Below are 20,770 nucleotides of genomic sequence, written 5' to 3'. Positions count from 1 at the left end.
GAACAAAAAATTGTAACTATGCGCTTTTATTTTTCACCAGCGCATTGATAAACCCATTTACTAAGGCTGAACAATAGGGGAAAAACCTTCTTTGTGCAGCCAGTTTAGAGCTTGAAAGTACTTTTGAAAATATTCTCGTTCGTAGTTGCTTGATTCAAAATCCCGTTGTTTGGATGGGTGCGTTCTTTCTAACTGGGCTCGCCTTACCATGCCAGTCTCCAGCACATAAGCAGAGCGAGTTAATCCTCGCGAAATGTTCACTTTAATTGCCTCGGCTAACCGAGTTTGGCAATCTGGGGTAGATAACACCCAGCGGCGACCGTCCATCAGAGCGGCCCAAGGCTTATTATCGAACCTAACAATTAGCTCATGCATTTCTTCAATAAAAAACTCGGTTGTCTTTAGGTTCCACGCCCCTGTGGCGAATACCTCAAGAACATTACCTGAGACATCCAATGAATAATTTCCGTATTTAGGGAAACGCATAAAATACCTTTAATGTTTGTCTGTGCGAAACAGACTGAGTTTGTTAACTCGATCACTAAAACAACTCACCTCTATATGATATAGCAGAGTTCTTAAATTTTGCAGTGGATGTCGGTGTCTAACTAATATCATTAAGCGCGGTAATGTGGGCAAAACTATTTACACCTAATTTGTAAATAAATATTTTGTTGCAGGCGCAGATTCATGCGAAAAATGAAGAAGTCTGTTAGGGTTTACGCAGTTTTTATATTGGGCAATAGAGCATGTCATATCAGCAGTTTTATACAGGTTTTCTTAATGCCAACAAGGGCAAACAGCATTACGCGTGTCATAGCCACTATTTCTGGCCCGATTGCACACGCGATGCAATGCTTGACTACTGGGATGACAGCGCTAAGTATGTGGATGAAAAATGGGCATATTTTTTTCAAACTTTGGTGCCAGAACTACAGCAGCGCATTAGCAACATACTGAACAGCGGTGCGCCCCAGCAAATCGTTTTTGCGCCCAATACCCACGAGTTGCTTTATCGCATAATGAGCTGCATTGATAGCGCTGCGCCATATAAAGTCGTGTCGACAGATAGCGAGTTTCACAGTTTTCAGCGCCAAGTGAGTAGGCTGCAAGAGCAGGGTGCGATAGAACTTATTACCGTACCTACTAAACCTTTCAATACGTTTGCGTCGCGCTTTAAAGCCGCAATCGCCGAACATGATCCAGAGCTAGTTTTCTTTAGTCAGGTATTTTTTAATTCTGGATACGTGGTAAACGATGTTACAGATATCGTAAACAGCGTAACTAACGACAATACCCTTGTTGTGGTTGATGGCTACCACGGCTTTATGGCAAAGCCCACCGACTTAGCGCAGATTGCACATCGTATTTTCTACCTTTCAGGCAGTTATAAATATGCCCAGGCAGGAGAGGGCGCATGTTTTGCGCATGTACCAGTGGGCTGTGAGCTAAGACCCGCGTATACAGGCTGGTTTGCAGAGTTTGGCGAGCTAGATAAGCCTCGCAAGGTTGGTGGCGAATACAGCGTTCAATATAGTCTAGATGGAATGCGCTTTGCCGGTGCCACCATGGATTTTACTGCGCTTTACAGATTAAGAGCCGTGCTTCGTATGTTCGACAACAATGCCATTGATGTAGCCACAGTGAACGAATACGTAATGGGCATGCAGCGCACATTTCTAGAGAAACTTGCTACCTGTAACCATCCCTTGCTAAACGAAAAACATCTAGCAGTCAGTGATGAAGCAAACCGAGGGCATTTCCTTACCTTTGAATTAGATAATGCCGATGTGACAAAAGCCCTTGCTTCAGCGCTTAAAGAGCACCATATCCTTACCGATTTTAGAGGAAATCGTCTACGGTTTGGGTTTGGTCTGTACCACACCCCAGAGTATATTGATTTAACCGCACTGAAACAGAAAACGTAAATCGTTGTTCTAAGCATACGTAAACATTAACGTCACACTTATTTAAGGATAGTTTTATGGAGTGGCTATTACCCGCTTTTGCTTTGGTACTTATTATAGAGGGAATAGGGCCGCTTCTTTTTCCCAATAAATGGCGCAACTATTTACTTCAGATAAGCCAGCAGCCCAGTAACCAACTACGCCAAGTCGGCGGAACCCTTGTGATTATAGGCGCACTACTGCTGTTTTATTTCAGTTGAGGCCAACTTTAAGGTGTAGCCAATTTAAGTTGTAGTCAGTTTAAGGTGTTAGTGGATGTTAAAGCGGCGTCAGCAGAAATTGCTACACCGCACACAAATAAGCATTCCCAATAGGTGCACCGCTTTACCATTGATTGAAAAGTGTGCGTTCAAGCGCGTATTCAATTTACAGGGAAGTGTTTAGGGCCCTTCGAATACCTCATTCGCTTTGAGGTATTACAATGCCGATAAATAAATAGCGAAAAGTTATATAAATGGCCCTAGCGTAGACTCGGGGGTAGACCGATTGTTCAGCTTTCATGTTGGATGAAGTTTAGAATGCTTTAAAAATTAGCGCCTTAGAAAGTTCGTGTCGAAAAATACTACGCCAAGCCTTATTACAAAAAGACTTGAAGGGCAGCAGGGCATCTGTGTGATTTCAAAAATAATAATGAAATAGTCGTATTTTTGTTCGAAAAAGAGATGATCCTTGCCCTAGAATTTTGTAGAATCCCCGCCTAATTTTCTTACACATATGATTCATGGCAAAGAACGTTGTGGTACTCGGCACTCAATGGGGTGACGAGGGTAAAGGCAAGGTCGTAGACCTACTCACTGATCGCGCAAAATATGTTGTTCGTTACCAAGGCGGACACAATGCAGGTCACACTCTAGTAATCGACGGTGAAAAAACCGTACTTCACTTAATCCCATCAGGCATCCTACGCGAAAATGTTACCTGTATTATTGGTAACGGTGTTGTGCTTAGCCCTGACGCACTAATGAAAGAAATGACTATGCTTGAAGAGCGTGGCGTTCCAGTGCGCGAGCGATTAAAGATTAGTGAAGCTTGTCCGCTTATTCTTCCTTATCACATTGCATTAGACGTAGCGCGCGAAAAAGCCCGCGGCGCAAAAGCAATTGGTACAACTGGTCGTGGTATCGGTCCAGCGTATGAAGATAAAGTAGCCCGTCGTGGATTACGCGTTGGCGACTTGTTTAATGCAGAAGACTTCGCAGCTAAGCTTAAAGAAGTGCTAGACGTGCATAACTTCACGCTTACACAATACTATGGCGCAGAAGCAGTAGACTTCGATGAAACCTTAAAAGGTGCAATGGAAGTTGCTGATATTCTAAAAGCAATGGTTGTTGATGTAACTGACGAACTAGACAAAGCAGACAAAGCCGGCTTACCTATCATGTTTGAAGGTGCACAAGGTACACTTCTAGACATCGACCACGGTACTTATCCTTATGTGACGTCGTCAAACACTACCGTTGGTGGTGTAGCAACAGGTGCTGGTTTCGGCCCACTTAAGCTAGATTACGTACTGGGTATTGTTAAAGCATACACCACCCGTGTGGGTTCAGGTCCTTTTCCTACTGAACTAGAATGTGAAGTAGGCCAACACTTAGGTGTTAAAGGTCACGAGTTTGGCGCAACCACAGGCCGTAAGCGCCGTACAGGTTGGTTCGATGCAGTTGCGATGAAACGCGCAGTACAAATCAACTCTATTACAGGTTTCTGCTTAACCAAGCTTGACGTGCTAGACGGTCTTGAAAGCCTTCAAATTTGTGTAGGCTACAAAGATGCAGACGGCAACGTGAAAGACGTTCCACCTATGGCGGCTGACGGTTACGAAAAAGTGACGCCAGTTTATGAAGAAATGCCGGGTTGGACAGACAACACCTTTGGTGTAACTGAGTTTGAAGCGCTTCCACAAGCTGCGAAAAACTACATTAAGCGTCTTGAGGAGCTAACAGGTGTGCCGGTTGATATCGTTTCAACAGGTCCAGACAGAAACGAAACTATTGTTTTACGCAGCCCTTACGACGCGTAATAGTTTCACATTAAATATGTTTAAAAGCCCAGTGTTTACTGGGCTTTTTTGTTGCACACAAACTTTACCTCTTTTCATTTTCCTTTATCACGCTCCATTTTTTAGCACCTGCATTTTATGCTTATAGGTCCCACGTTTAAGGTGTAAAACGCAATCGCATTAAACATTAATTAACAATTTAGTTGCGTTGTCTTCGAACATCCCTATTAATATAAGATAGTATCAGTTAATTATTGCGCTGCTTTGCCCGGCAACAATCTTAAGATGAGTCATAGAATTGTTGCAGTGGGTGTTATGCTATCGGAGCCTTCTTATGCCAAATAGACCTTCTCTTCACGCAGTGGAAACTGGCGTGTGTTTCGTTGATGTTGTTCACAAACTTAACGACAGTTTCGATACAGGGAAAACCCAGTCCCTGGAATGGCGTAAAAGCCAGTTAAAGGCATTAGAAACTTTATTGAAAGACAATCAGCACGACATTTTACAGGCCCTTAAAAATGACTTAGGCAAATGTAAGACCGAAGCCATGGTGGCCGAACAAGGGTTTCTGCTTTCTGATATCAAGCATACGCTTAAGCATTTGGATAAATGGGTAAAGCCACGCAAAGTATCAACGCCCATGGTGGCATGGCCAGGTAAGAGCTTTCGCAAGCCTGAACCCCTTGGCACTGTGCTTATTATCGGAGCGTGGAATTATCCGCTTCAGTTATTGCTTGCCCCTTATATCGCCGCTATTGCAGCGGGCAACTGTGCGGTTTTGAAACCCTCTGAATTGGCTGAAGAAACATCGTCGCTGGTGGCTAAGCTCATTCCCCAATATATGGATAATTCATGCGTTGCCGTAATAGAAGGCGGTAAAGATGAAGCGACGGCGCTACTTGCCTGCAAATGGGACCATATTTTTTACACCGGTGGTGAAGTGGTGGGCAAAATTGTCATGAGCGCCGCGGCCAAACATTTAACGCCAGTAACCCTTGAGCTTGGCGGTAAAAGCCCGTGCTTTGTTGATAAAAACACAAACCTCGCTGTCACCGCGCGCCGTTTAGTGTGGGGTAAATGGATGAACGCAGGCCAAACTTGTATTGCGCCTGACTATGTCATTGTAGAGAAGGGCTTTGAGCAAAAGCTTATTGATGCGGTTAAAAAAGAGCTGAAAAAGCAATACGGCAAAGCACCTTTATCGTCACGAGATTACGGCAATATTGTTAATCATCGTCACTTAAAGCGTCTTGAAAGTTACCTTGAAAATGTCAACGTGGTGTATAGCGGCGAGCTAGATGAATCTCGTCCAGCAATGGCGCCTACCCTTGTACTGGAGCCATCGCTAGATAGCCCGCTAATGAAAGAAGAGATCTTCGGCCCTATTCTACCTATTATCACTGTCGACAACATGGAGGCGGGCATTAAGTTTGTGAACAGCAGGCCTAAGCCACTCGCACTTTATGCATTTAGTGATAAGGATGATGTGCTTGACAATATTATCAGCAAAACCAGTTCAGGCAGTGTATGTACTAACGACACTATGCTGTTTATGACTAACCCTGAGTTACCGTTTGGTGGCGTAGGAAATAGCGGCATGGGTAGCTATCATGGTCAAGCAGGTTTTGATACATTCAGCCATATTAAAACGGTAATGAAACGTTCATTCGCCCTCGACGTGTTCTTCCGTTATGCGCCGTTTTCTAAGTTTAAGCTGTCGTTGCTTAAGAAGTTTTTATAACAGGAGTTTTCATGGTTCAACCTTTTCATCTTGCCATTCCGGTCACTAATTTAACCGACGCAGAAGCGTTCTACGGTGAGTTGTTGGGTTGTGAAAAGGGCCGCAGTGACACCCAGTGGATAGATTGGAACTTCTTCGGCCATCAATTAGTGACCCATTGTGTAGAGGCTATGCCGTCGCCGCCTTCCTATAACGGGGTAGACGATCATGCTGTGCCGGTGCCGCACTTTGGTGTTGTGCTAACCATGGACGACTGGCAAGAATTGGCAAGTAAACTGGAAGCTGCTGATATTGAGTTTGTTATCGCACCTTATATTCGTTTTAAAGGTAAGCCGGGCGAACAAGCCACCATGTTTTTCAAAGACCCTTTCGGCAACGCGTTAGAGTTCAAAGCGTTCGCCGATATTTCTCAGCTTTTCGCTTCATAATAATTAGGGTCTTTTACTCTTTGCTAGAGTCCTGTAGCGCAGTTCTCTTTGTGGGCAGCACTGTTGCCCGCTTTAAGGACTTCCATCTAGACCAAAATTAGTACGTTAAAGATTACAGGACCTGGGCTAGCGCTTTTTCCTTTTCGGTTTGAAGCGCTTATATAAAAGCGCAACACCTGTAAGAGTGAATAAAAAGGCGCTGCCCGAAAAAGCAATTAACCACGGCGTGTTAAAGTTACTTCTGTCCTTATAATCCATAATGTGCAGCATCCACATAAAATCAAACAGACGCCATGTGTCGGTACGCACGCGCAGAACACTGCCTGTGTTTGGGTCGATATAAAACCGCGAATTAAGGTCATCATTGAAGTTTACCTGCCATAATGGTGCAGACAGGTTCTGCACTTCTTGAGGTAGCACGCTCAATAACTGGGTCTTGCCAATATCGCCAGTACCTGCGTATTGCCCTTTTGCTGCTTTGCGAATAGCGCTCTCTTGCATGGTTTGCAAAGCTTCACCTGTTAATGCGCTGTAGCGATAGGCAATGTTGTCATCTACGACATGATAAACAGGAATAGCATGAAGCGTGTTTGGATCAGCTTGGCCAACTTCATTTATACGATGAGTAAGTGAAAGTACGGCAGCGCTACTGTGGTGGCGCAAAATGTCGGAAGGGGTAACCGTAACATCGTGCCACGACGTAGTGACGGCATGTTTTAAGTGATTGCCTCTTACTTCATCTATGGGCAACCAGGCCATAACTAAGCCGCTTAAAAACCATAGACCTATTTGAATGAACAGTATTAAGCCCAGGTAGTTGTGCGCTTTGCGCATAAATTTCATCATTAGGTTTTTTGGTTTTATTATCAAAAGGCTATAACATCAGAAAACAATAACCGAGTAAACCGAAGAAGAGGGTGGTTTTGAATAAAGCATTAGTGCTGGTAGACGTACAAAACGTGTATTACACCTGTCGTCAGGCGTACAAACGTAACTTTAATTACAACCAGTTTTGGCGTGAACTTACCTACAACTTGGATATAGCACATGCTTTTGCATACGCTATAGACAGGGGTGACAGCAAGCAGCGTGAATTTCAAAATATTCTTCGTGCTATTGGGTTTGAAGTAAAGTTAAAGCCTTTCATTCAACGCGCTGACGGCTCGGCAAAAGGTGACTGGGATGTAGGTATAACAGTAGATGCACTTGAACACGCCGACGATGTTGATGAGATTATTCTGGTGTCGGGCGACGGCGATTTCGATATTCTTGTAAACGCCCTTAAAGGAAAAGGGAAAACCGTAACTGTGTACGGTGTTCCTGCATTAACGGCTGAAAGTATTCAAAAAGTGGCGTCTAAGTACGTGCCTATCGACGCCACGCTGTTGCTGTAGTTTTCAGCTTGTACTTTGTTCAAGGCTGAACTAATAACGCTGAGCCCCTATAGCTCCACTAATGGTGCTCAGCTAATGTAGCTCAGCTAACAGCCCTGTGCTAATACGGTTGTACTAAGGCGGCTGTCCTAATAAGGCTGTACTAATATGGTTGTACTAGGCTTTTACCCCGACCGCTTTTTTCAGATGCGGCTTCTACACCCTCTTTAGTGCGCTTAATTAAATGTACATCACCGAAGCGACGGTTATCAATGGTGTAGCCCATTGCTTTAAGCTCATTTACGGTTGCCTCTGTAAACCCGTCGTGCATACGAATGGTGTCTTTTGGCAATAGCTGGTGATGAAAACGTGGTGAGTTCACGGCTTCTTCAGCGCTCATATCGTAAAGCAGGGCATTCAATAGCGACTGAGTTACAGACGAAATAATGGTAGTACCGCCAGGAGAGCCAGTTACCAACACCACTTGGTCGTCTTTAGTGACAAGCGTTGGCGTCATCGAAGACAGCATGCGCTTGTAAGGTTCAATAGCATTTGCCTCACCACCCACTGCGCCAAAGAAGTTAGGCACGCCAGGCTTAGCACTAAAATCGTCCATTTCATCATTCAATAAAAAGCCTGCGCCGGTTACAACAACGCCACTGCCAAACGTAAGGTTGATGGTCGTTGTGTTGGCAACCGCGTTACCCCATCTGTCTATAATAGAGAAGTGTGTTGTATCTTCGCTTTCTTTTAAACCAGGCTTAACGCTTGGGGTATCAGAAATGCTGGTAGGCTGAATATCTGCTGCGCGTTGAGTAATATAGTTAGCGTCAGTGAGCGCTTCTACCGGAACACTAACAAAATCAGGATCGCCCATGTATTCAGCGCGATCGGCAAACACGCGCTTACCAATTTCTGACATAACGTGAATGTATTCAGTGCTGTTTTGCGCTGGCAAATCGTGCGTTGCGTCATAGGCCTCTAGCATGCCAATCCACTGGGCAACGGCAACACCACCAGAGCTTGGAGGAGGTGCGGTCACCAGCTCATAACCTTGCCAGTTTAGGTGAAGAGGTTTGCGCCACACTGCTTTGTAAGCCAGTAAGTCTTCATAGGTAATAAGACCGCCGTTTTGCTGCATAAAATCAACAATGTGCTTTGCTACATCACCCTTGTAAAAGCCGTCTTTGCCCTGTTGCTGAATAGCTTTAAGCGTTTTCGCCAGTTCTGGCTGTTTGAAAGTAGTGCCCGCTTTCGCTTGTGCAAAATACTCACTGAAGTTGTTGTTAATGCCTTTTTCTTGGGTGCGCGAAATATAACGGGCAATGTTATTTGCTAATTTTTCATGTACCACAAAACCCTGCTCGGCTAAGTGTACTGCCGGTGCAAGAAGACGTTCCCAGTCTAATGTGCCGTATTTTTTGTGCGCGGCCCACATACCTGCAACGGTACCGGGAATGCCAGACGCTTTAGCGCCAAACAAGGACTCATACGGTTTTACGTCACCTTGCTCGTCAAGATACATATCGCGATGCGCATTTTCAGGTGCCATTTCTCTGTAATCAAGAAAGTCGGTGTTATCTTCGAACTTTATTGTCATAAAGCCACCACCACCCACATTACCCGCCTCTGGCAGTGTCACGGCCAACACGAATTGTGCTGTAATGGCTGCATCAATAGCGTTACCGCCTTCTTGAAGTACCTGCATAGCGGCATCGGCACTGTAGCTGTCAGGCATGGCAACGGCCTGTTGGCTAAGGCCTACGGTACTGTGGGTAGCATTATCGACAGAAGTATTTGGCGCATGAGAGCACGCCGTCACCACTAAAATAAATGCCACTATCGCCGAGAAAACTCCGGCATTAGCTATCCGCTTTTTCATTGTAAAACTCCTTGCTACAAAAGTTGCTAAACCTTCGCAATTAGCAACCGGCTACCAATAAGCTTTAATCAAATGTTTAGCCAGGAATTTAGCCAAGCATGACCAAGCTTGCTACAAAATAGGCAATAAGCGTAAGTGCGCCCGCAAACAATGCGTAAGGGAACTGGGTTTTCACGTGGGTTAATACGTCAGTGCCCGCTGCTAATGAAGAAACGGCAGTTGTGTCGGAGATAGGCGAACAATGATCGCCAAATATACCGCCACCCAAAATAGCGCCAATAACCAGTGAAGGAGGTAACCCTAAACTTTGGATCAGCGGTACACCGATGGGTATAAGAATGGCGAATGTGCCCCATGACGTGCCTGTGGTAAACGACATGATCGCTCCGGCAATAAATAGCATGGGAACAATGAGCACTAAAGGAAGATACTCTCCCACTATGCCCGCGACAAAAACACCTGTTCCAAGCACCTTAAGACTATTACCTAAGGTTAACGACAATAGCACTATGGTGACTAATGGAAGTAGTTCACCCATCCCTTTAAAACCAATTTCTACCGCTTCCTTGTGGGTGAACCGTTTGTGGATTAAGAGCAGACCATAGGCAATGGCAGTGGCTAGAGCCGTAGCGTAAAGTACAGACTTGCTGCCGCTGCCTTCAGACAATACGCCATTACCCGTCCAGAACATAAAGCCAATCATGCTTAGCACCATTATTATTAGCGGTACTAACATGAAACGAGCCTTGGTGGCAGGTTCAGTAGTTTGGTTAACTTCTACATGCGTGAGTGCTTTTTCTTCTTCAGCCATGGGGCCGTGCACTTTGTCGGCAGAAATTGTATAGGCCACAATGAGTAAGGTGAAGATCGCGTAAAAGTTAAAAAAGACGCTGCCCCATAAAATTGAGGCCGACGAAGCAGGTAGCTCGTATGCATCTAGAAGGCTGAGAATAAATGCCCCCCAGCCGTTCAATAAAATCAAAATACAAACGGGCGCGCTGGTGGAGTCGATGATATAGGCTAATCGGGCGCGGCTCATGCCGAAGCGATCAAACAGGCCTCGGGCGAAAATACCAGCAGTTAGCACACTTAAGTTTGATTCTATGAATACAGCGATACCCGTGAACATGGTCAAGCTGCCCACTTGCTTGCGACTTTTCGCCACCCCTTTGTTTACAAGAAAATTGACGGTAGCTGTTACTCCGCCAGAGTCACGTATAAATGCGAGCAACGCGCCCACTAGAACAGAAAAAATAAGTACCCTTGTATTGCCAGGGCTGGCGGCGGTATCGACCACTCGCTCTATGGCATTAATGGGCGCCATGTAGCTTGTAGCGACATCTGCATTGACCAGAATTAATGCCTCCGCGCACAGAACAGCCAGTGCCAGAGCTAGTATGACTTCTTTTTTCCAAAAAACGACGGCAATAGCCACAAGAGGGGGGATGACTGACATCCAATCCATACTTCTTTCCAAACTTAAATTTATGTGTGCCTAGGGCCTGTTGACCTTTGTTAGTAAACTCAGCGCTAACTGCCCTATAGGTATGTCTATTTGCGTAACAGAATGCGTAAATTAACGCATAAGAGAATGTATGATTGCAGTTCAAAGTTGGCGAACATGCTTCTCTCATTTATGCTAGCGTACCGTATTGTGCTTCGTGTTACCAAGGATTAGATAAACATTGTTATTCCAGCAAGTTATTTGTAAAAAACGTGCTTCAGTTATGGGCCTTGGCGATATTTTGTCAGGCGTACTCATTTTCTTAAGTGCCGCCCTATTTACTTCAAGCGTAACCGCACAATCTGTAAGTGCTAACGCATCGAACAATGCTAAACCCAGTGCTAATGCTGAAAAAATTCGCGCTGTAAAAGACATGCTCGGGCAGAAAATCATTTTGGATTTTCGTTATTTCTGTGAAGACAATACGCCGTCTTCGCGCTGCCGTACGCCCATGACCGTAATTCCGCCATCGCTTTTAAATCTGCTCAGCACACACAACATCGGCGGTGTTATTTTGTTTTCAGAGAACATCGAAAATACCGAGCAGTTAATTACGCTTAATTACACCATGCAGCTGCACATGGTAAAAGCAGGTCGCCAGCCCTTGTTCATTGCTGTTGACCAAGAAGGGGGCAGAGTAGCAAGGTTGCCTTCTGACATGCTCTCGCCCTTTGCGGGTAACATGGCCATTGGCGCCACTTTTCATCAGCGAGGCAGCGCATTTGCGCAAAGTGTGGCATCGCATATTGGGCATACGCTTCTACCGCTTGGAATTAATACCAATTTTGCGCCATCGGTTGATGTGAATAGCGAGCCAAAGAACCCTGTTATAAACGTACGCAGTTTTTCTGAAAACCCAGAGCAGGTAGCCGCACTTGGACAGGCATTCGTTAGTGCTATGCAAAGTACAGGTGTAATGAGTGCTATCAAACATTTTCCAGGCCATGGTGATACCCATGTAGATAGCCACAGCGGCCTACCGCAAGTAATGCATACCAAAGCGCAGGCTATGGCGGGCGATATTCTTCCTTTTGCGAATATCATTAATAGTGCAACGCCCCCAGCAATGGTAATGAGCGCACACATCCAATACCCGTCTTTAGACGATACGACAATTATCGATAAGCATGGTAAGTCGCAAATTGTTCCTGCTACTTTGTCGAAGAAGATTCTAACCAATTTGCTTCGCAACCAATTAGGATACCAAGGCCTTATCGTTACCGACGCGTTAGACATGGCTGGCATTACTCAGTTTTTCTCCCATGAAGAAGCGTTAGTAAATGCATTTAGTGCAGGCGCTGACATAGCGCTTATGCCCTTTACCATAAGAAACCAAGGCGACATAAAAAAGTTCGCGTTACTTTTGGATAACGCGGCAAATCGAATTCAGGAAAGCGCTTTCTTGAAAGCGTCACATAACCGTATTATTAAGGCAAAACAACGCTTTGCTCTGCAAAACTTTATTTCTAAGTCCACGTCATGGTGGCTAGATGAGGCGAAAGAAAATGCTTCAATGAATAACCCTAACAGTCTGAAAAACCGTGGAATTCAAATTGAGAAAGCGCTTTCTAAGTCGTCGGTATCTGTACTCTTTGGGAAAGATGAGTTGCCTATAACCTCAAATCGGTGGTTGGCACTTATGCCTGACGCGGCACGATGTTTAGCATTTGAAGCGGCGCTTACACACGCTCGTTCCAACGTTAGTAATAAGCCTTTAGAGTTTGCGTGTTTACCGTTGACTGCGTTACCTAAAACCCAGTTAGCAATGAGTCTATTAAAACAAGCAGATGTGTTGGTGGTTGGCAATATTAGCCCACTCCACGCTAATTATGAGTTAGGCGGGTTCGATTTACCTGAACATGTAAAGCAACGCGCAAGTGAAACTGAAGTAATGGCATTTAGTAAAAAGATAATGGTTGCTGCTAAAACACAGGGTAAAACCGTGGTCTTCGCTCCAATGCGTATGCCATACAACGCGCAAGGCGTTAAAGAGCTAGCTGATGTTGCTATTGCTACATTTAGTTATGCTGTAGTTACCACGCCAGAAAGTGAAAAAGAAGAACAGCCACTTACAAGTTATAGTCTTAATGCATTGGTTGATGTGTTACTGGGGAGCACGGTTGCTGAGGGACGTTCGCCGGTTTCGTTGAAATAGGTTACCAGACTAAAGCAAAGACCAAAGCCAAAGGTCTTACCCATTTAAGTGCGAGCTAAAAGCCATATAAAAAGGAAGCATCGTGGATACAAAAAACACACTAGGCACTACGCAAGCCTCATTAGTTGATACAGTATTAAACTTGCTATTTCCATTTGTGCCACTTCTTATCGCTATTGTATTGGTTATAGGCACGCTCATCGCACTGCACTACCTTCTGCTAGCCAAGCAGAGCCACCTTACCAGTGAGCAGAAGTTACCTCGCCAAGTAGGAATGTTGGTACTTACTATCATTGGGGCGGTTGTAATAGCGATGACACTTCCGGTAAGTGAAAGCACTAGAAACCAAGTTATCGCGCTTATTGGCGTACTTATTTCAGGGGTGATTGCCTTTTCTTCTACCACAATGGTGGGGAATTTGATGGCGGGGATCGTACTTCGTGTTAACCGGCCATTTAGAGTGGGAGACTTCATTAAGGTAGAAGGCTATAGCGGTCGTGTTACCGAAATGGGCTTGCTTGATGTTGAACTTCAAACCGAAAGCAGAGAGCTGATTGCCTTTGCCAATACGCTAATGGTTAATTCACCCGTTTCCGTGACCAGAGCGTCTGGCGCAATCGTTAGTGTGGATATCAGTTTAGGTTACGATATTCATCACAGCATTATTGAAAAGCACTTACTTGTTGCTGCTGAAAATGCTCAGCTGTCAGAGCCATTTGTGCAAGTGGTTGGATTAGGCGACTTTTCAGTAAGTTATCGCATTTCAGGTCTACTAACCGAAGTAAAGAGTTTGCTGAGTGCGCGTTCACGGCTTCACAAAGCCGTACTCGACGCTTTGCATAATGCCGATATTGAAATTGTTTCTCCTAGCTTTATGAATCAACGCCCCCAGCCTGACGGTTTGAAAATGATAGCTAAATCGCCTGGACACACTAAACAAGAAGAAGCATCTCCTGAAGACGTTATTTTTGACAAGGCTGAAGAGGCCGAGCAAAAAGAAAAAAGTAAAGAAACGCTGTTGCAGACGATCGCCGATATTGATGCAAAAATTGCAGATAGTGACGGTGAAAATAGAGATGAGCTTAAACATCAAAAAGCCACCGCTGAAGCTCAGCTTGCAACTTTAGTAAAAACAAAAAATGAAGAAGGTTAGTTTTTACTAACTTTTTTATCTTAGATTAAATAGGGATTTGCGAGGGTGTGAGTATTCACTTACATATTATGCGGAAAGTTTAGCATCGCTAACGCTTTCTCCACATTTACCTGAATAAGACACCTCAAATTCTCAAAGCTAAAGGTGTTTATCTGTACTTCAATCCGTGTCCTCATAAAGCAAATAGGCCTTTCGTTTTTCTCTAAATTTCTCTAAATCTTTCTGCCAACTTTGGCGAATTTCTGCAGGCGTTTTGCCAGCCTGAATTTGAATTCGTAGAGCATCAGTACCCGCCAATTTGTCGAAGAAATCTGGGCGAGTAAAGAAGGTTTCCTCAGAGCCACCACTAGTGTTGACTCCTTTGTTATATTCAGAGAAACGAGAATAGGCATCTATCAAGGTATCGATATGTAAACCATTAATAGGTGTGTATTCTTGAATGGCAGGCTTAGGGCTAAATGCTTCCGAGTTGATAGAATCCGCGTAATTAAATACGTGTGCATTAACCAGAGTATTTTCATGTTTAGGGTGGGGCGCTGCACTATTTGCATTTACCAGTATCTTGGTTTTACCAAACTCAACAAACGGGTGGCCAATAAGTTGAAAGGGAAAGTCAGTACCGCGACCTATGCTCACGTCGGTGCCCTCAAAAAAGCACAGCGTTGGGTAAAGGCGTATCGATAAATCGTTTGGCAGGTTAGGGCTCGGTGCCACGGGCAGCGAATAATGCGCAGTGCGTTTATAATCTCCCACTGGGACAACGGTAAGCTTAGCTTTGTCATAACTGCTTGCGTCAATACCTAACCAACCTTCTCCTACAATCATTTGAGCAAGCTCGCCTAAGGTCATACCGTGTAAGACGGGGATAGGATGCATGCCAATGAAGGACGAAAATTCAGATTGTAGTACCGGCCCGTCAACATAGCGGCCGTTAGGATTTGGCCTATCTAACACGATAACGTCGATATTACGCGCAAAGGCCGCCTCCAACACATAGTGCAAGGTGCTTAAATAGGTGTAAAAGCGTACGCCAACATCCTGAATGTCGAAAACAATCACATCGATGCCTTCTAACATCTCGGTGGTAGGTTTTTTAGTTGCGCCGTAAAGGGAGTGAATAGGTAAACCGGTTTTAGCATCAATATTGCTATCTACCTTTTCGCCCGCGCCTTTATCACCTCTAAATCCGTGCTCCGGTGACATAATACTAACAACGTTAATGCTGCGCTGTAGTAAGGCATCAAGCAAATGCTGATTGCGCTGGCTTGTCTTTATCGTATTTAGTTGTGTAGCCAAGCTGTTGCTTGATTGGCGCTCTTCAAGCTCAACCGTGCTGGAAGGCGAAGTGTTGCGAGTCGAAACCAAAGCGCTTTGGTTTACCACTAAACTAACTCGTTTACCTGCTAGCAAGTGCAGGTATTTCGAATAGCGTTCCGCGCCTACGGAAATCTGTTTGGTGCTTGATACGGACTGCTTAGCCCCTGGCACAGGCTGCTTTTCTGTTAATCTAGTCTGCTTTGCTATTAACGTAGACTGCTTTTCTATCAATGTAGGATGCTTCGCTTTGCCATCCGTATCACTTGTGTATACATGTGTAGATAAGCTTTCCTGTGCACAGCCGTTAAGCGATAAGCTAATTAGAGCTAGAGAGAGTACTGTAATGAATGCGTTCGAGGTCAAACGCTTAACAATCTTGTTCATTTTTGTCCGTAATTAAACCCTTCATAGCATTAATTTACCGAGGTTATTCGCTTTTATTTGCAGCGGCACGCAAATACCCACCGTTAGCATCTAACTGAGCAGCAGCCTGTTCGGCAGTTTGCCCTGTTAATACCATCAAGATGGCGACCTTAGCTTTGTTATTGCAGGCATTAAGCGCTACTAAAGCGGCTTCCTCACTGCAGTCTGTAGCCTGCATAACAATGCGAAGCGCACGGGCCTTTAGTTTTTCGTTGGTGGCATTCACATCTACCATTAAGTTTTGATAAGTCTTCCCTAGCTTGATCATGGTGCTGGTACTTATCATATTGAGTATGAGTTTTTGCGCCGTACCTGACTTCATGCGGGTACTGCCAGTAAGCGCCTCGGGGCCAACAATGGGGCATATAGCTACATCAGCTTTAGTAAAAATAGCGGCGTTAGGGCTACATGCAATAGCGCCGGTAAAACAGCCAAGCGAACGGGCATATTCCAATGCACCACTTACGTAGGGCGTGCGCCCGCTTGCTGAAATACCAATAACCGTATCGTTTTGGTTTAAAGACAGCGCTTCAAGATCAGCACGTCCCGCGCTGAAGTTGTCTTCAGCACCTTCAACGGCGTGCTGAATGGCTTTTTCTCCGCCAGCTATTACGCCAACAACCAGTTCATCAGGCACGCTAAACGTGGGCCTGCACTCTACAGCATCGAGTATGCCCAATCTGCCACTTGTTCCCGCGCCTATGTAAATTAGTCTGCCACCATTCTTAATGCTTATTGTTGCAGCATCCACCACTTTAACTATTTGCGGAATTTCCGAGTTTACTGCGTTGGCCACTTTCGCGTCTTCGTTGTTAATGCAGGTAAGAATGCCTTCCGTGCTGAGTGTGTCTATATCGAGGGTGTCTGGATTTCTGCCCTCTGACACAATTTTATTCAGTGACTGGGCTAATTCGTTAACGGTGGGTTTATTACCTGCCGCTTGTTTTTCAGAAATAACTTTATTTTCAATACTGGCGCTTGTGGACGATTTTGAACTAGAGGGAGTGTGCGAAGACATTTAAAACCTTGAGGCAACGAGTTTGTGATAATAGGCTAGCGCAAAGCATAACGGTATTTTAAGGCATAAGAAACCTTGCGGTAGATGGTGCTTTTTTCATTATTAATCCTACGCTGCTAATAAGCTTCTCGTGGTACACTCTGACTTTCGATATTCTTTCTCATTAAACATTTAAGGAACGTGTTTTTCTGTGAGCCGACAAACGCAAGCTATCATTCATGCTGATGCCCTTTTACATAACTTCAAAGCGCTAGCTGCTTTAGCACCATCAAGCCAATCTATGGCGGTGATAAAAGCCGATGCGTATGGTCATGGAGCCGTAAATGTAGCGCGCATTCTTCAGCATGTTTCGTCGCGTTTTGCTGTTGCAATAATCGAAGAAGCCATTGCGCTTCGCGACGCGGGAATTACTGCGCCTATCGTGGTGTTAGAAGGGGCTCATCAGGCGAAAGAGTGCCAAATGGCGTTTCAGCATAACTGTATATTAGTTATGCACTGCGAAGAGCAACTAGCCTGGTTAGAAAGATGCCCCGAACAGCAGCGCCCGCATATTTGGCTGAAAGTGGATAGCGGCATGCACCGATTGGGTTTTGCCCTTTCCGATATCGAGAATATTGCTGCTAAGTACCATCATTTACTTAGTGAGCAAACGGTAATTGCGACGCACTTTGCGTGCGCTGACGATGTAGATAATAACTTTACCACCACGCAAATCGATGCGTTTACTCAAGCGGCGAACAAACTGGGCTTGCCAACCAGCGTGGCTAATTCCCCTGCTACGGTAAACTGGCCTGCAAGTCGAAATGCTTGGAATCGTTTAGGTGTGGGGGTATACGGTGGTGCCGTCTCTACTTCGCAAAATATAGACGTTGAAATCTACCCTGCCATGACACTTCGCTCAAGTGTACTCGCAGTACGAACCATACCGGCAGGCGAGGGCATTGGCTACGGTCAGACTTGGGTGGCAGACAAGCCTAGCAAAATTGCAACGGTAGGCATTGGTTACGCCGATGGCTATCCAAGGCATTGCAAAAATGGTACGCCAGTAATGATTCGAGGTAAGCGCGCTTATTTAGCTGGCCGCGTGTCTATGGACATGATCACTATTGACGTAACCCATATCGACAACGTCGCGGTGGGCGATGAAGTTGAGCTTTGGGGACAGAATGTGCCAATTCAGGAAGTTGCGGCTAATGCAGACACAATTGACTACGAATTAATGACCCGCGTTTCTCAGCGGGTACCGCGCATTGTAAAATACCTTTAACTTTCAAAGCAGTGCCAGTTTGGCTAGACTTCATATAAATTTTAATAAAGCACTATTCATTAAAAGAATGAGACTTTTACCCCCATTTTAAGCCTATACTGTGAAGGCTTGGTTTCGGGATTGCGGTGAATGTTTCGCCTCCAACTGTGCTGAGCAACAACTCATAAGTGAGGTTTGTATGCGTACTTCGTTTTCTCGTCCAAGAGTGAATCGTGGAGTAGTAAGTCGACCGTCAAGACCTGTTCAGAAGAAGCAATAGGTTTGTAGTAGGCGTCTAGTAATACAAATAAAAGATACAAGAAAGCCCGGTTAGGTTGTGCCTAACCGGGCTTTTTATTTATAGCTTATATGAGCAGCAGTCTATTTTCTGTTGGTCGGTATAGCCTTTATACTTTCATTACTGAACAACAAATACAGACTTGGCTAGCTTAGCCATTTTGTGCGCGAAGTTCGCTATTCATACTGCTATTTAAGTCGCTTTCTTCATTATCTTTCACGCGCTTCGCTTGCGCTTTTTTTGATTCTGGTTCGCCTTTACTTGAGCCTGCTTCACTTTTATCGGAACCCGCTTCGCCTTGTACTGGGAAGTAACGTTCGGGTCTATGGTTAAGCGAAATAACCATATTTAAACAAAATGCCGCTAAAATTGAGATAAGCACCAAAGGCCAAGCTATGAAAAACAACGCGCTAAGCAATATACAGCTATCTACAGTTAGCTGGAATGTACCAGCTCTGATATTGAAACGCTGTTGTAAATAAAACGCCATAATACCAATGCCGCCAAGACTTGAGCTATGACGAAACATCATCAGCATACCTACACCAATTAAAATGCCCCCAAATACCGCAGCGAAAAATGGGTTCACGTGGCTAATATCCACAAACGCTGGAATTTGCTCGGTTAACACAGAAACCGTGGTAACCGATATGAAAGTGTTAATGGTGAAACGTTTGCTAATTTGCGTCCATGCTAGCGTATAAAACGGTAAGTTAATTAAGAAGAATAACAAGCCGAAATCCATGTCGAACGCATAGGTACCCAATAGCGCTAAACCTGCGGCTCCACCAACCATTAAATCTTGAGACTGAAATAAATAGACGCCAAAAGCAACAAACAAGCCGGCGCTTATCAGGGCGAAAACATCCTCGATGAAACTGTGTTTTGTTTTTTGCATAAGAGAAAATTTGCGTTAAGAAGACACTGCGTAATTATACGTTTACAGCACAATAGGTTACAGCGAGATAAGAAGTTAACTCCATGCGATAAATGGCGGAAGGTAAGTTTGCCTTTACGACTTTTAGCACAGCGGTGAATAGGGTGTTGCGCCAATGTAAACGTTGCACCAAGCTGGTTCAGAGAAACTGCAAAATGTAGAAGAAGTAATTAAGGCGTTTGATTACTCAACAATGGAAAACACCACAATATCTTGTTTATTAAATTCTACACTACATTTCATAATGCCGAGGTGTAGCGGGCTATATGCTTCGATTTTGCTGCCATTTGCAACAAACTCGGTATCCCATAGCAATAAATTGGCAGTATCTAGCTGACGTTCAACACTTTTCTTCGAGACTCCAGGCGTAAAGTTGTCACAAAGAATAATGACCTCTCGTCTTGCCTCAATCCAATAAAACGTCGTAGTGATCAACAGTGCTATCGCCGCTATTGCAACAACATCAGCAATAATGGAACGCTTCATGGCCTGCACGTGTTACTTCTCCTCTACTTCTTTATCATTATCGCCTAATTGCTGCAGCAGGAAATGTCGCGGCAATTAGGCGCTTTTATATAAAGTGTGATTAAGTGGTTTGGATCAAATCCCATTTATTGCCAAACTTGTCTTTAAAAATGGCTACCGTACCATACACCTCTTCGCGCGGGGCTTCCAAAAACACCACGCCCTCGGCTTGCATATCGTTGAAGTCGCGCCAGAAGTCGTCAGTATTCAGAATTAAGAAGACTTTGTCTGCCGCTTGGTTACCAATCAGTGCTGATTCGACCTCGTTTTTAGCCTGTGCTAACAACAAGCTTGTTGCGCTGTTTGGTGGTGTTACCAAAACAAAACGAGAATCTTCGCCAGTGACTTTGTCTTCGGTTAAGGTGAATTTTAAAACGGTGGTGAAGTATTCAATTGCGCTATCGTAGTTATCTACAAAGAAGGTAATGGCCGAGAGATTTTGTGTCATAAATCAAGATCACTTTGAAAAATTAAGCTAAATTAGCTGCGCATACTACCTAAAAGCTGACTGAGCTGAAATGCGGGTTGTCAGTTATTGCGTGAAGCTGGGCGATTTCATTTAGCGCAATATTTTGAACAGCACCGTTAATGAGCATCTGAACACACTCTGTTGGCGTTCTACTACGTTTATCAATTATTGTAGTCAATGCTCTGCCGCTTTTCGTTTCGCCATCTTTTAACTTTGCGCTCACTTCAAGGTTATACATACAGGCAATTTCGATGTAGTCGTAAAGCTGACACGAAATATTCATACAATCCTCCAATTTTTCACTGTAATGAGACTAAAACACTGCTTAATTTTTA

At 44.6% G+C, this 20,770-nt stretch carries 19 protein-coding genes; 9 read left to right on the top strand and 10 right to left on the bottom strand.

Annotation, left to right across the window (positions count from 1 at the left end; translation table 11 throughout):
• Positions 1 to 60: 60 nt before the first annotated feature.
• A complete protein-coding gene (locus tag E5672_RS17930; RefSeq protein WP_136783508.1) occupies positions 61 to 486 on the bottom strand; it encodes a hypothetical protein in 426 nt (141 codons plus the stop codon).
• 263 nt (positions 487 to 749) lie between these two features.
• Between E5672_RS17930 and E5672_RS17925 the strand changes: the two genes are divergently transcribed.
• From E5672_RS17925 to E5672_RS17905, 5 genes are all read left to right on the top strand, one after another.
• Positions 750 to 1,928 (top strand): aminotransferase class V-fold PLP-dependent enzyme, encoded by a 1,179-nt coding sequence (locus E5672_RS17925; RefSeq protein ID WP_136783506.1) that lies wholly within the window; start codon positions 750 to 752, stop codon positions 1,926 to 1,928.
• Between the two features lie 56 nt (positions 1,929 to 1,984).
• The gene (locus tag E5672_RS17920; RefSeq protein WP_136783505.1) at positions 1,985 to 2,167 is read left to right on the top strand and encodes a DUF2065 domain-containing protein; all 183 of its coding nucleotides are present in this window, start codon (positions 1,985 to 1,987) and stop codon (positions 2,165 to 2,167) included.
• A 521-nt stretch (positions 2,168 to 2,688) separates the two neighbouring features.
• Complete coding sequence (locus E5672_RS17915) at positions 2,689 to 3,987, top strand: adenylosuccinate synthase (protein WP_014997180.1); 1,299 nt, start codon at positions 2,689 to 2,691, stop codon at positions 3,985 to 3,987.
• A gap of 313 nt (positions 3,988 to 4,300) precedes the next feature.
• The gene (locus E5672_RS17910) at positions 4,301 to 5,707 is read left to right on the top strand and encodes an aldehyde dehydrogenase family protein (protein WP_136783503.1); all 1,407 of its coding nucleotides are present in this window, start codon (positions 4,301 to 4,303) and stop codon (positions 5,705 to 5,707) included.
• Between the two features lie 11 nt (positions 5,708 to 5,718).
• Positions 5,719 to 6,135, top strand: coding sequence for a VOC family protein (locus E5672_RS17905; RefSeq protein ID WP_136783501.1), 417 nt, complete (start codon positions 5,719 to 5,721; stop codon positions 6,133 to 6,135).
• A gap of 126 nt (positions 6,136 to 6,261) precedes the next feature.
• Here the strand turns inward: E5672_RS17905 and E5672_RS17900 are convergent, their stop codons facing one another.
• A complete protein-coding gene (locus tag E5672_RS17900) occupies positions 6,262 to 6,969 on the bottom strand; it encodes a PepSY domain-containing protein (protein ID WP_240692276.1) in 708 nt (235 codons plus the stop codon).
• Between the two features lie 89 nt (positions 6,970 to 7,058).
• On the opposite strand from E5672_RS17900, the gene E5672_RS17895 reads away from it, so the two are divergent.
• Positions 7,059 to 7,529: a LabA-like NYN domain-containing protein gene (locus E5672_RS17895; protein ID WP_136783500.1), complete on the top strand. Its 471-nt coding sequence runs from the start codon at positions 7,059 to 7,061 to the stop codon at positions 7,527 to 7,529.
• A 142-nt stretch (positions 7,530 to 7,671) separates the two neighbouring features.
• Here the strand turns inward: E5672_RS17895 and ggt are convergent, their stop codons facing one another.
• Together ggt and E5672_RS17885 are read right to left on the bottom strand one after the other, a co-directional pair.
• The gene (gene ggt / locus E5672_RS17890; RefSeq protein WP_136783498.1) at positions 7,672 to 9,390 is read right to left on the bottom strand and encodes a gamma-glutamyltransferase; all 1,719 of its coding nucleotides are present in this window, start codon (positions 9,388 to 9,390) and stop codon (positions 7,672 to 7,674) included.
• Between the two features lie 88 nt (positions 9,391 to 9,478).
• Positions 9,479 to 10,855: a Na+/H+ antiporter NhaC family protein gene (locus E5672_RS17885; RefSeq protein WP_136783496.1), complete on the bottom strand. Its 1,377-nt coding sequence runs from the start codon at positions 10,853 to 10,855 to the stop codon at positions 9,479 to 9,481.
• A gap of 220 nt (positions 10,856 to 11,075) precedes the next feature.
• On the opposite strand from E5672_RS17885, the gene E5672_RS17880 reads away from it, so the two are divergent.
• Together E5672_RS17880 and E5672_RS17875 are read left to right on the top strand one after the other, a co-directional pair.
• The gene (locus E5672_RS17880) at positions 11,076 to 13,049 is read left to right on the top strand and encodes a glycoside hydrolase family 3 N-terminal domain-containing protein (protein ID WP_136783494.1); all 1,974 of its coding nucleotides are present in this window, start codon (positions 11,076 to 11,078) and stop codon (positions 13,047 to 13,049) included.
• An 82-nt stretch (positions 13,050 to 13,131) separates the two neighbouring features.
• Positions 13,132 to 14,202, top strand: a complete 1,071-nt coding sequence (locus E5672_RS17875; protein ID WP_136783493.1) for a mechanosensitive ion channel family protein — start codon at positions 13,132 to 13,134, stop codon at positions 14,200 to 14,202.
• Positions 14,203 to 14,361: 159 nt separating this feature from the next.
• Here the strand turns inward: E5672_RS17875 and E5672_RS17870 are convergent, their stop codons facing one another.
• Both E5672_RS17870 and murQ read right to left on the bottom strand, forming a co-directional pair.
• Positions 14,362 to 15,903, bottom strand: a complete 1,542-nt coding sequence (locus E5672_RS17870; RefSeq protein ID WP_136783491.1) for an exo-beta-N-acetylmuramidase NamZ family protein — start codon at positions 15,901 to 15,903, stop codon at positions 14,362 to 14,364.
• 43 nt (positions 15,904 to 15,946) lie between these two features.
• The gene (gene murQ / locus E5672_RS17865) at positions 15,947 to 16,960 is read right to left on the bottom strand and encodes an N-acetylmuramic acid 6-phosphate etherase (RefSeq protein WP_136783490.1); all 1,014 of its coding nucleotides are present in this window, start codon (positions 16,958 to 16,960) and stop codon (positions 15,947 to 15,949) included.
• Positions 16,961 to 17,150: 190 nt separating this feature from the next.
• Here murQ and alr point away from each other — a divergent pair, with 190 nt between their 5' ends.
• Positions 17,151 to 18,227: an alanine racemase gene (gene alr, locus E5672_RS17860; protein ID WP_136783488.1), complete on the top strand. Its 1,077-nt coding sequence runs from the start codon at positions 17,151 to 17,153 to the stop codon at positions 18,225 to 18,227.
• Between the two features lie 428 nt (positions 18,228 to 18,655).
• Here alr and E5672_RS17855 read toward each other — a convergent pair whose 3' ends face one another.
• The 4 genes from E5672_RS17855 to E5672_RS17840 all read right to left on the bottom strand — a co-directional run bounded on the left by E5672_RS17855 (position 18,656) and on the right by E5672_RS17840 (position 20,718).
• Positions 18,656 to 19,402 (bottom strand): YitT family protein, encoded by a 747-nt coding sequence (locus E5672_RS17855; RefSeq protein WP_136783487.1) that lies wholly within the window; start codon positions 19,400 to 19,402, stop codon positions 18,656 to 18,658.
• 222 nt (positions 19,403 to 19,624) lie between these two features.
• Positions 19,625 to 19,936: a hypothetical protein gene (locus E5672_RS17850; protein WP_136783485.1), complete on the bottom strand. Its 312-nt coding sequence runs from the start codon at positions 19,934 to 19,936 to the stop codon at positions 19,625 to 19,627.
• Positions 19,937 to 20,027: 91 nt separating this feature from the next.
• Positions 20,028 to 20,414, bottom strand: a complete 387-nt coding sequence (locus tag E5672_RS17845; RefSeq protein WP_136783483.1) for a VOC family protein — start codon at positions 20,412 to 20,414, stop codon at positions 20,028 to 20,030.
• 49 nt (positions 20,415 to 20,463) lie between these two features.
• Complete coding sequence (locus E5672_RS17840; protein ID WP_136783481.1) at positions 20,464 to 20,718, bottom strand: Rho-binding antiterminator; 255 nt, start codon at positions 20,716 to 20,718, stop codon at positions 20,464 to 20,466.
• Between the last annotated feature and the right edge of the window lie 52 nt (positions 20,719 to 20,770).

The organism is Alteromonas portus, from assembly GCF_005117025.1.
In the GTDB taxonomy this organism is placed as follows: Bacteria; Pseudomonadota; Gammaproteobacteria; order Enterobacterales; family Alteromonadaceae; genus Alteromonas; species Alteromonas portus.
This window is presented reverse-complemented; position numbering and strand designations above follow the sequence as displayed.

Coding starts and splice junctions, on each gene's coding strand:
- E5672_RS17885 (WP_136783496.1), bottom strand. CDS start 10,855: ATGGATTGGATGTCAGTCATCCCCCCTCTTGTGGCTATTGCCGTCGTT.
- ggt (WP_136783498.1), bottom strand. CDS start 9,390: ATGAAAAAGCGGATAGCTAATGCCGGAGTTTTCTCGGCGATAGTGGCA.
- murQ (WP_136783490.1), bottom strand. CDS start 16,960: ATGTCTTCGCACACTCCCTCTAGTTCAAAATCGTCCACAAGCGCCAGT.
- E5672_RS17840 (WP_136783481.1), bottom strand. CDS start 20,718: ATGAATATTTCGTGTCAGCTTTACGACTACATCGAAATTGCCTGTATG.
- E5672_RS17855 (WP_136783487.1), bottom strand. CDS start 19,402: ATGCAAAAAACAAAACACAGTTTCATCGAGGATGTTTTCGCCCTGATA.
- E5672_RS17870 (WP_136783491.1), bottom strand. CDS start 15,903: ATGAACAAGATTGTTAAGCGTTTGACCTCGAACGCATTCATTACAGTA.
- E5672_RS17915 (WP_014997180.1), top strand. CDS start 2,689: ATGGCAAAGAACGTTGTGGTACTCGGCACTCAATGGGGTGACGAGGGT.
- E5672_RS17925 (WP_136783506.1), top strand. CDS start 750: ATGTCATATCAGCAGTTTTATACAGGTTTTCTTAATGCCAACAAGGGC.
- E5672_RS17905 (WP_136783501.1), top strand. CDS start 5,719: ATGGTTCAACCTTTTCATCTTGCCATTCCGGTCACTAATTTAACCGAC.
- E5672_RS17930 (WP_136783508.1), bottom strand. CDS start 486: ATGCGTTTCCCTAAATACGGAAATTATTCATTGGATGTCTCAGGTAAT.
- E5672_RS17920 (WP_136783505.1), top strand. CDS start 1,985: ATGGAGTGGCTATTACCCGCTTTTGCTTTGGTACTTATTATAGAGGGA.
- E5672_RS17845 (WP_136783483.1), bottom strand. CDS start 20,414: ATGACACAAAATCTCTCGGCCATTACCTTCTTTGTAGATAACTACGAT.
- E5672_RS17910 (WP_136783503.1), top strand. CDS start 4,301: ATGCCAAATAGACCTTCTCTTCACGCAGTGGAAACTGGCGTGTGTTTC.
- E5672_RS17900 (WP_240692276.1), bottom strand. CDS start 6,969: ATGCGCAAAGCGCACAACTACCTGGGCTTAATACTGTTCATTCAAATA.